The organism is Bergeyella zoohelcum ATCC 43767, from assembly GCF_000301075.1.
Taxonomy (GTDB): domain Bacteria; phylum Bacteroidota; class Bacteroidia; order Flavobacteriales; family Weeksellaceae; genus Bergeyella; species Bergeyella zoohelcum.
This window is the reverse complement of the sequence record NZ_JH932293.1, coordinates 2,081,943-2,093,399: the sequence shown is the minus strand read 5'-3', so window position 1 is coordinate 2,093,399 and position 11,457 is coordinate 2,081,943. Positions and strand designations below refer to the sequence as shown.

Genomic DNA, 11,457 nt, shown 5'->3' with positions numbered 1-11,457 from the left:
GTAGAAGGTACTTTGGTGTATGCTACGGATGCTACTTACACCGCAGGAAGTGATGCTACAGTAAATAATAGAGTAGCGAAGATTACGGAAAAAGGGTATTATTTCTATAATGGTACCGAGTGGGTGAAAGCGGGGAGTGAAGTAAATAGTGGAGAATGGGTGTATGATCCTGTTACTAAGAGAATTAATTTAAAAAGAAGTGGAAACGATCCATTCAAAAACTTGGTATATTATACAGAGAAAGGTTCACATAGAGATATAGATGAGCCTACACTCATTGCGAAATATTTTGACTCGAAAAATCTTCAAGAAGTAGATGCAAATCCTCCTACTGAGAATTATCTGTTTTCTAAAAAACATAACAGAATATTCGGCTCTAATATAGAAGTACCCGCTGATCTTTTACCAACTGTATGGGGAAATATATCTGCTAATACATATACCAATGAAACATATTTAAATGAAGTTCCAAATAAAGCTACAGAAGTTAGAAATACCAATAGTGTTTTATATGTACCTTCTACTTTAAATGGATTAAAACAATTAAAAAATGTATTGGGCGGCAGTAATTATGTAGGATATAATGCTTCTCAAAAAATAGTAAATATTTTAGGGGAAAATACAGAGGCACTTTTGGCTATCAATGGATCTGCAGATAATATTTATGGTACTAGAAGCAATGCAGTTACTTATTCATCTCAACCATTAAAGAATTTAAGAGGAGAAGAGTCATATGCTTATATAAGAGGAACAGGAAAAATAAATAAAGTATTCGGTAATGTATCTAATGTTCATATTCAAAATGGATCAACATCGGAAATAGATGATCTTGTAGGAGGAGTCGTTATGTTAAGAAATTTTCATAACTCGGCACCTGTAATTAAAAGAGCAAGAGGTATTCTCATAGATGGTTTTAGAGCAGTTTCGGGTGGTACTATTCCAACAATAACAGATAATATAGGGCTCTATATTGAAAATGTAGAAGGGGGTACATCTATTAACCGTGCTATCCATACAGGAGCAGGGCAAATCCGTTTTGGAGATTTGAAACATTCTGTTAGTACCAATGTAGCAAGTACAGGAGACCGTCCGGTATTCGTAACAGCAGATGGGGTGCTTAAAGTAGGAAACGCTTCTACAGCTTTGGCTCGAGCGGTATGGGAAACCGATGGAAATCATGTGAAATTGGCAGTAAAAGCAGATGGTACGGATAGAACGGACAATATTATAACGATTAATGACGCAGGACAAATGTTTGCTTCTTCGTTTAAAGGTACCAATGGAGCCACTATCTTCCCAGATTATGTATTCCAAAAGTACTATACAGGAACTTCGTCTATCAAGGCAGATTATAACTTCAAATCCCTAAGCCAAGTAGAAGATTTTGTAAAAGCGAATGGACACTTACCAGGGTATAAATCTGCGGAGACTATTAAAGCGCAAGGATATGTAGATTTAATGGAAACGCAGCTGACCAATGTGGAGAAAATAGAAGAGCTTTACTTGCACAGCATAGAGCAAGACAAAGCATTAAAAGCTAAAGAATCTAAAATTCAAGAGCTTGAAGCTAAGAATGCAGCATTAGAATCTCGTTTGGAAAGATTAGAGAAGCTCATCCAATAATTTTACTTTGCCCTATCAGAGTTGTAGTTCTGATAGGGCTTTTTTTATCAGTTTATGGCTTTGGGCTGCTAGCAGTTGGCTTCTAACTTTTTAGCCTTTTAGCTTTCTAACCTCTAATTTCTAAAATCATTGTACATTATACTTTTTACATTGTACAATTTCTAACCTCTAAAATCTCATCTCTAACCTCTAAAATCATTATACATTCTACTTTGTACATTGTACAATTTCTAATCTCTAACATTTGGTACATTCTCGCCTAAACTGATGAAAGGCTTTTGTGGCTTCTAAATATTGTGCTGAATAATGTCTGGGCATTTCTTCTATTACGAAATCTTGGTGGAGGGGAGCACGCGGCTTTTTACTGAATTCTACAATATTCCGAATTTCTTTTCCGCCTCGTATTCCGAAGATATGGATATTCCGGATGAGGTAAAGTGCTTGTTCTGTGCAGGTAGTGATGAATTTTTCAGTATCTTGATGAGGAATAATAACGGAGAGTAGCCCTGTTTCGGTGAGGTGATTTGCAGCGAAATGAATCAGCTGTGCATAGGTCAGCGTTATTTGCTGTCTCGCTAAGATATGTTTTTCAGATTCATTGGTTTCAAAAAAAGGTGGATTGCACACGATACATGCTGTTTTCTCATGGAGTGTGAGGGTGTTGATGTCTGCTTGTGTTGCTGTGAGCCTTTCTGCGAAAGGGCTGTGCTTAAAATTGTGTTGGGCCAAATTTACCGCGGGAAGATGAATGTCCACTGCATGAATTCTTGCTGAGGGATTTCTCTGAGCCATCATGAGGGAGATGAGCCCCGTTCCAGTACCGATTTCTAAGATGGTATTGGCATTTTCACACCCACATAAAGCCCCTAAAAGTACCCCGTCTGTTCCTACGGCAAATACATCATGGGTCTGTTCTATTTTAAATTTTTGGAAATAAAAAGGTTTTCTTTTCTTCATGATATTAAAAACTGGCTTTGAGCTGCATACTGCCAATGTGAATGGTCTTTTCACCAGAATTTCTTCCTTCATAGTTCATATTCAGCATGATGAAAGAATTAATTGGGTGCTGAAAAAAGACTGTCCATACTTTATTTACACCTGTTTTCAGGCCGTCTAGCATTTGGTTTCCCACTAGGGAAAAACTATTGCCTGTAAAATCATTTTTTATCCAAGAGAAACTGGCTCTTAGGGAGGCTTTTTTAGATTCCCACTGGAGTGTACCTGTAATATCTAATGTTCTAAGGCGTTCTTCGCCATCTTTTCTGTTCCTATACTTCCAGCTTCCAGAAAGTTCAGACTGGAAAGCGGAGGAGAATTTATAGGTCAGTTTAGGCTGTGTTTCAATATTATGGAGCAAGAAATTTCTATTGCTTAGCACTTCAGAAGCATTGGTGATTTGTGTGGCAGTGTTTTCCCAGTCTATTCGGAAATCTTTATGAAACCAATAGCCTATGGTGAGGAGATGTGTTTTAGAAGCTCTAGCTTCTTGGCTAAAATTGGCATTTAGAATGTGATTGTTTTCAGTAAATCTATAGACTCCATTCCATCCAGAGATTTCATTGGTGTGAAACTGGAGTGCTGCCAAGAGTGTCTGATTTTTAAGGATTTGGTCTTTATTTTTTTCAAAAGGATTCAGTACCCAGAACCGATTGTTTTTGAGATAAGCATTTTGACTATTGAGAGAGAGATTCAGTTGGAATCTTTTCAGGAATTTATTTTCCGAATTGAATAGTGTAGCAGGATTTAGAAAAAGGGAAAATTGAGTTTTATTTTTATTAGAAGGTAAATACCGAATGGCATTGGTGTAGATTCTAATGTATTGAGCGAGGTCTGCATATTCGGCTATTTCAAACTCGTCCAACTGCTGTATTCCATCACCATTATAGTCTGTCCACTTGTAAATACCTTTTCCATCGGCTACTTTTAGGTATTGGAATTCTCTTTGAGCTTCCTGTCCATTGCCTAGCTCATAAAAGGCTTGGAGCCTCATTCCTCCTTTCCAGAGTTGCTGATGATAAACAAGATTCCCTATGAGATAGTCCTGCTGAGGAACTACTTGGGTTCCATGCTGGGCAAAGAACTTTCTGTAGTGAAGTAGGGCGTTGAGGGTAGTATTTTTATTTCTTATCAGGTGGCTTTCTATCTGAGTACCGATGATTTTATGTAGGTTTATCAGTCGATTTTCACGGATAGAGTCATTGTCTCTAAAATAGGCTTTGGCTAAGAGTTTGGTGCGTACAGAATCTCCTATTTTGTGCTGTATGAAGAGCTCTTTCCAGCCGAAGCTGCTTGAGTCAAAGGTATTATTATGTATGTATTTTCTCATGTTTTTTTCCATGGAAGCCCCTACCGAAGAATGTCCCCATCGGGTATGAAAATGCTGAGTGATATGAGCTCTAAGGAACTCCGTTTTTTCTATTTCGGATTGGGTGTTTAGGAATGATATTTTACCTGTGGTTTCGCTTTTTTCTTTTTTCCATCGGAAGTCAATATCGTTTTTAAGGCCTTTGTATCCTCCTTCTTCGTGAAGAAAATTCAATTGATAATTTGCAAATGACTGTGTATTCCATGTATTCATGAAATGAAAGATGAGGCGGTTTTGAGTATTTTGGTTAAACTCTTGAGCGAGGTTAAAATCTCGGGCAAATTCTACACTATTGATTCTATCCAGAATACGAAACCTACTGCTGATTCTTTGGTATTCAAAAGCAGTAGTCGCTTTCCAGAGGTGTTTTTCCCATTGGTGGTTCCCAAAGACTCTTGTGGCATAGCCACTATTTTGTTCGGCATCTTTGGAGGAAAAGAGGTTGGCATCATAGGCACTGTACACAATGTCTGTTCCTATTTTTCCTTTGTTCCAGTGGTATTGGGCATGGTAGGCGAGGATTTGGGTACTCTGTGGAGCGGGCAGTTTTCTTACAGCTTTATATGCTCCTGCATTGGCTCCTACGAAGACGAAGACCCTACCGTTGCTTAGGGTTTGAGCAAGGTTATAATCTCCTTTGCCCTCTCCGAAATGGGTAAATGCTACCTGATAAAGTGTTTCAGAATCATCATTAGAATGTTCATAGTAAAAATCATTGCCTATAAATACTCTTTTATAGAGAATTTTATTGACATCGTATTCGGTGATTTCTGCTGAATCAGAATACATGAGTTCCGTATTATTTCCAGCTTGTGCCAAAGTTTTTTTGTCTTCTGGAGAAAGATGCAGTGCCAGTGGTGCACTTTTGTTATCGGTTTCATAAAACCCATTTTATTCCACTTTGGAACTGATTTCTTCGGTGTTCTATATCAGCAGTGAAGAGGTATCGGTTATAGTTTCTATTGGTATAATTATAAGAAATGGTAATGAAATTTTGTCTAAAGATGGGTCTAAAACTGGTAAAAGTGATTTCTCCGGTGTTATAATTAATGGTATAGTCTAAATTTTCCCCTCTTTTCATTAGAATACCATCAATAAAAACCTGCTCAGAACCCGAGATGATGGTGATGAAGTTTTCGCCATTTTTCCCCGTAAGCCTATAGGGACCTTGGTTACCTTCTATTCCTTGAAAACGAATTCTGTGAAACTCACTTCTGGCAATTCCTGCTGAAATGTTGAGTAGTGTTTTGTTTTCCTCTCCCATTTCTGTTTGGAATTGTAGCCCAAGGCTTCGTCTTTGGAATTTAGTAAAATAGCTTTTGTCATCTACCAAGTCTAAATGTCCTGCTCTGAGGATATTTTTCTTTTTAATGTTCAGCTGAACAAAAATTCTGTCAAATTCTTCTAAAGATTGTGTGTATCCATCGGCTTGGATAGGGAGGTTATGGTCTGAAATACTGGCTATGACGGATACATCCTGAGAGAGTTTTCCTGTAATCTGCATATCCATAGCACTTTGTACGGAAGAGCCTTGGTTATTTCCAAACGAGATACCCCGCACGAAAGAACCTTTGGCATTGAGGTCTCCAAGGATTTTTTTTCTGTCGTTTTTTACCAAAACCGCTTCATCTATTAGGATTTTATTTTTCAGTCGGATAAAATCCAGTGTATCTCTTGTGAAAAAATCTTTTTCCATTTTAGCACTGATGATGGAGTCTGCAGGGATGCTGTCATTGGGAAAGTTAGGATTTTTCCAGCTAAAAATCTGTGCCGAAAGTAGTAACGGCACACAGAGCAGAAAACCTAAAAATAATCTCCACCAGTGCGTCATTGGTTTCTATTTTTCCAGTGTCATAGTATCCTCTGCTCTCAGTCCATTAAGAAAACTGATGATGTCCATTCGTTTTTTACCCTCTATCTGAACTTCGCTAGGGGCGTAGTAACCTTCTTTTGTATAAATTTTAAGTTCCTTTTTATCTCGAATGATGGTTCCTACAGGGTGGTGATGATTTTCTACATGATACTTACCTCCGAAAATTTTAAAAATTTTAGGCTGACCGTTGATCAAGACAGTGGTGAGTGCCGCAGGGTAGGGAGAAAGTCCACGGATGAAATTATGAATTTCAGATAGTGGTTTTTGCCAAGAGATAAGGGTATCCTCTTTGAAAATTTTATACGCATTTTTCAGTTCACCTTCTACTTTTTGAGGGGTGGCAACTAAAGTTTCATCTGCCAAGCCATCGAGCGTTTTTACTACTAATTCTGCTCCTATGACCATCAGTTTATCGTGTAAGGTACCTGCATTATCATCATCGGTAATGGCGGTTTTTTCTTGAAGCAAGATTTCTCCTTCGTCTATTTTATCATTGATGAAAAAAGTGGTAACGCCAGATTCTTTTTCACCATTGATGACCGCAAAATTAATGGGGGCGGCACCTCGGTATTGAGGTAATAATGAGGCGTGTAGGTTAAAGGTGCCTAATCTGGGCATACTGTAGAGTACTTTGGGCATCATCCTAAATGCTACTACCACAAAGACATCTGCTTCCAAAGCTTGGATTTCTTTTAAGAAGTTTTCATCTCTCAGTTTTTCAGGCTGAAAGGTAGGAATTTGATGTTCGTCAGCATATTTTTTTACTGCAGATGCGTTTATTTTCTGTCCTCTTCCACTGGCTTTGTCGGGGACGGTTACTACGCCTACTACTTGATGATGAGACTGATGAATGGCATCTAATGAGGCTTTAGCAAAATCAGGAGTGCCAAGGAATACTACTTTTAATGATTTCATGGAACAAAGATAAATGAAATTTTGTTTTTGGAGTGAGCATGTCTATGCCAAACGATAAGTTCTAAAATCGTGCATGGTGATGATGCCCGCCTCTCGGAGTTCAATTACGGTCTCTAAGATGGTTTCCTTATCGAAATGGATTAATCGGATGGCGAGTTCATCAATGCCCATAGGGTGAAGTGCCAAAAGTTCAATGATTTTAGTGGAAAGAGGCTGTGCATTGTTCCATGGATACTGGTGGCATACGGAGCATTGGTTGCATTTTTCAAAATTACTTTTTTCTCCAAAATAGGAAAGAATCAGTTTCATTTTACAATGGGACTGATTTTGGATGAAGAATTTCATTTCTTCCCATTTTTGGATATTATTTTTCTGAATTTGATAGAAGAGTTTCCAGTATTCTTTTTCTACTTTATAGTCTTGTCTGGGAGTGAGAAATTGGATGCTACTTTTCTGCCCGTCCATGTATTCTAAGATTTCTAATCGACTTAGTTCACGGATTTTTTCCTGAAAGTCTAAAGCGTTAATTTGTAGTTTTTCTAATAGTTTTTCTTCGTTAAAATAAGCCTTGTATTGAGCAATACCAGGGATATTTCTCAGTAATAATTCTAGGAAATATTCCGTATTAGCTCCCATGAGTCCTATCTGTTCTGTGGATATTTTTAGCTCAATAGAAGAAGGCCTTTTTCGGGTGTTATGGTAGATGATTTCTTGATTATGAAGAAAATTCAGTACGCTTATTATTTTCTTTCTATGGATTTTAGTTACTTTCTCTATTCTTTCTATGGGTAACTGAAATGTAACCGATGTATGCTCATGATCTGCCACTTGGCATAGGCTGTACACCGCTCTTACAATGGTACTAAACTCTTGTTTAGATGGCGTTTGAGCGTGGATGATGCCATCTATGCTTTTCAGTTCTGCAGTATTCCATAGGAGAAAGGTATATGCTTCTGCACCATTTCTTCCTGCTCTTCCTATTTCTTGATAGTAATTCTCTATACTTTGTGAAGGTGATAGATGGATGACAAATTGTACATTTTCTTTGTCAATTCCCATTCCAAAAGCATTGGTACAAATGAGGGTATCTACATTAGAATATTGCCATTTTCTTTGTTTTTTATTTTTCTCAGCAGTAGGAAGTCCAGCATGGAAAAAGTCTATATTGTCAATATTTCTTTTGCTTAAAAAGTGAAAGAGATCTTCAGCTTCTTTCCTTGTACGCGTGTAGATAAGTCCTGAAGTTTTATTTTGAGCCAAAAATTGGTAGATGAATTCATACTTATCCACGATGTCTAATACATGTAGAGAAAGGTTTTCTCTCCTATAGCTCTTTCTGAAGATATTAGGCGCTTGGAGTTCTAATTTTTTACTGATTTCTTCTATTACTTTAGGAGTTGCTGTTGCCGTTAGTGCCAGACATGGAAGATGTGGAAATTGTGCTCTAAATTTTTTAATGTTTTGGTAGCTTGGTCTGAAATCTTGTCCCCATTCGGAAATACAGTGTGCTTCATCTACAGCAATGAAAGACACTTTTATTTCCTGAAAGTTATAAATAAAGCTTGGATGAGAAAGCCTTTCAGGAGAGATAAAAAGAATTTTGATAAGCCCTTCTTTACATTTTTGGTATATTTCATCCATTTGATAATCTTCCATTTCAGAGGATAAATAGGCAGAAGGAATATTCTTTCTTTGAAGGCTCTGTACTTGGTCTTTCATGAGTGCTAAAAGGGGAGAAATAACGATGCATACTCCCTCCGATAGAACTGCAGGTAGCTGATAACAAAGTGATTTTCCACCACCTGTAGGAAGCAGTGTAAGGGTATCTTTCCCCTGCAGTAGAGAGCGTATAGTTTCTTCTTGTAACGCTCTAAACGCTTGATGTTTCCAGTAATAGTGGAGCGTTTGTAGAAGTAAATTTTTTAATTCTGAATCCCTTTGCATGTGCTAAAATTACAAAAAATAAAAAAGTTGTCCTAAAACTTAGGACAACTTCTGTAAAATATTAATGATCAAAGATTATTTTGCTTGGAAATATACTCTTCTGTTGGCTTCGTTTTTCCACTCAGGGCATTTAGAAGCAGGATCACACTCAGGGTATTTCAAGTCATTTTTACCTCTACCTTCAGAGATAAGCATGTGTGCAGGAACTCCTTTACTTACTAAGTATTTTACTACTGCATCAGCTCTTCTTTGAGAAAGGTCTAAGTTGAGCTCTGCATTTCCACGAGTATCTGTAGCACCAATTACCAAGAACTGATCATTACTGTCTAATGTCTTAATGATTTCAGCAGCTTTGTTCAATTTAGGGAATGACTTAGGGCGGATGACATCTTTTCCTAGTGCGAATTCAATTCCTTCAAAGTTTTTGTTTACTTCGTTTACTACTACTGTGTAATTTTTTATTACAGGTTTAGCCACTTCTGCTACTGGACAGCCATTATTTGATGCTGGACCAAAAACAGCTACACATTTATCGTAAAGATCAATAACTCCATCAAGGTCAGTGTCAAGAGCTACACCTGCACCATCTACGCGAGCACCTGCAGGAGTATCTAGCTGTCTATCCCAATCATCACATACGCCATCATTATCATTATCACCAGATTTACATACTTCTATTTCTTGATTTTTTGTAGCTAGTACATCTGTTTTGTAGTAAAGTTCTTGCATTGGGTCATGCCAGAAGAGGTGAGAATCGTGTTTTCCAATTTTATAGTTAAGACCAAGTGTTCCTGTGATCATGTTATCAGATACAGGCTCTTGCATTTGGTTGATAGTACTATATGGCTCTCCGCCACCATCGAAAGAATCACTACCAGTATATACATACATTACTCTTAGTTCAGTATCAAATCTTTTGTTGATTTTGTATTTTAAACCAGAGCCTGCTTGGAAAATCATAGAAGCCGTAGTGAAAGGTTTTACCTCTGTCATTAGCTTCTCAGGACTTTTGTTAGATTGAAACGCTTTGAATGCTAATAAACCAAAACCAGCATATCCATGGATCGCCCATCTGTAGTTAGACTTATTATCTACTCTTCTAAGAAGGTTAGAGAAGTTTACATCTCCAAGTAATGAAACCATTTGGAACTCAGTTCTAGCACCTGGGCTTTTATAATCCATTGTAGCGTCATATTTCTTAGGATTGTAAGCACCTTGGATGGTTTGTCCCATGTCATATTGTAATTTCAATCCGAAAGTATGATTAATGGCTTTATTTACACTTACATAAGCTGTCCATCCTAATTTGTTTCCTCCATGATTAGTAGCTTTAATAGAGTTCAAGTCTGCAGATTGCACGATGGCAGTACCTACCCCCGCGGAAATAGACCAATCATTAAATTTCTTTACATCGTCATTAAAAGGAGCAACATGAGAAGAACCAGAAGTAAAAGTATTAGGGTATACCTCTGTCGAATTTTCCACTTTAACTTGTTGACCGAAGATTACGGCTGGTAAAGTTAAAGCAATAGCAAATATTTTATTTTGTATTTTCATAATTCTAAATTATTTTAAAAAAAGTATGATTATTGTAGATTCAAAGACTTTTATGAATCAAATTACTTAACATTAGGACAGCCTTTGTTTTCTACTGGTCCTGGAACGGTAACACATCTATCGTGAAGATCTATTACGCCGTCTAAATCAATGTCTAATGCCATACCTGCACCATCTACACGAGCTCCTGCTGGAGTATTTAGTTGTCTATCCCAATCATCACATACACCATCATTGTCTTGGTCTCCTTTTTCACATACGGTAAAATCTTTTGACGCGTTTTCTAAGATATGTACTTTACCATATAGTTCCTGAAGTGGATCATGCCAAGTTAAATGAGACTCATGCTTACCGATTTTAAATGATGCTCCAAGATTGAAAGTCATCATGTTATCAGATCTTGAACTATTAATTCTATTGTAAGCTACTTGAGGATTTTGATGATGGAAATCATATCCTCCACCGTCAAATTCATCATCTCCAGTTACAATGTACATCGCTCTTGCTTCTACATCCATAAATCTAGAAACTTTATATTTTAAACCAAGTCCTCCTTGATAGAAGAAAGAAGCAAAATCTAAAGGTTGGTTTACAATGATTTGATCATCTCCAGTATACTTAGGAAGAGCAGATTCATTATTGTCTAGCAAATAAGTGTCATAAGATTGTAAGCCCATTCCTGCATAGGCGTGGAGTGCCCAACGGTATTTAGAACGATTATCCACTCTTCTTAACATATTGGAAAGATTTACATCCCCTAATACGGAAATTTGGTGGAACTTGGTATTTGCTGAAGCCACTCCTGCAAGTTCTCCCCATACACCAGGCAGTTTACCTTGTTGGTATGTTTTTCCTGTTTGGTACTGTAGGCTGATAGCAAATGCGTGAGAAATTTGCTTATCTAAACTTACATAAGCATTCCAGCCCCAATTTACTTTTTTATCATAGAAAGAAACCAAGTCTCCGTGAGCAATAAACGCCGGACCAACACCTATAGAGATTGCCCAATCATTGAATCGCTTAGAAGAATTAGTGAACTTTTCCACTTTTGCCGACTTCGAAGTAAAAGTATTCGGAAGTCCTTTGTTTGTGATGTCTGCAACACTTTTAGTGTCTTGAGCATACATCGCAATGGGCAGCGTGGCCAAAAGTACAAGTTTAAATTTCATATATTCGCTTT

General features: G+C 37.4%; 5 protein-coding genes and 2 pseudogenes. 1 reads left to right on the top strand and 6 read right to left on the bottom strand.

All coding sequences use genetic code 11. The annotated features are described in order from the left end of the window. Nucleotides 1-1,623: pseudogene (locus HMPREF9699_RS10850) on the top strand (hypothetical protein); the annotation flags it as partial. A 237-nt stretch (nucleotides 1,624-1,860) separates the two neighbouring features. Here the strand turns inward: HMPREF9699_RS10850 and HMPREF9699_RS09530 are convergent. From HMPREF9699_RS09530 to HMPREF9699_RS09505, 6 genes and pseudogenes are all read right to left on the bottom strand, one after another. Beyond that, on the bottom strand, nucleotides 1,861-2,580 hold the full coding sequence (locus tag HMPREF9699_RS09530) for a tRNA1(Val) (adenine(37)-N6)-methyltransferase (protein ID WP_002664389.1): 720 nt from the start codon (nucleotides 2,578-2,580) through the stop codon (nucleotides 1,861-1,863). Between the two features lie 4 nt (nucleotides 2,581-2,584). Then, nucleotides 2,585-5,819, bottom strand: a pseudogene (locus HMPREF9699_RS09525) (hypothetical protein). A gap of 6 nt (nucleotides 5,820-5,825) precedes the next feature. Then, nucleotides 5,826-6,776: a methionyl-tRNA formyltransferase gene (fmt, locus tag HMPREF9699_RS09520; RefSeq protein ID WP_002664386.1), complete on the bottom strand. Its 951-nt coding sequence runs from the start codon at nucleotides 6,774-6,776 to the stop codon at nucleotides 5,826-5,828. Between the two features lie 42 nt (nucleotides 6,777-6,818). After that, nucleotides 6,819-8,720, bottom strand: a complete 1,902-nt coding sequence (locus HMPREF9699_RS09515; RefSeq protein WP_002664385.1) for a RecQ family ATP-dependent DNA helicase — start codon at nucleotides 8,718-8,720, stop codon at nucleotides 6,819-6,821. Nucleotides 8,721-8,795: 75 nt separating this feature from the next. Continuing rightward, nucleotides 8,796-10,277: an OmpA family protein gene (locus tag HMPREF9699_RS09510; protein ID WP_002664384.1), complete on the bottom strand. Its 1,482-nt coding sequence runs from the start codon at nucleotides 10,275-10,277 to the stop codon at nucleotides 8,796-8,798. 62 nt (nucleotides 10,278-10,339) lie between these two features. After that, entirely contained in the window at nucleotides 10,340-11,446 is a 1,107-nt protein-coding gene (locus HMPREF9699_RS09505; RefSeq protein WP_034985926.1) for a hypothetical protein, read from the bottom strand. Nucleotides 11,447-11,457 lie beyond the last annotated feature (11 nt).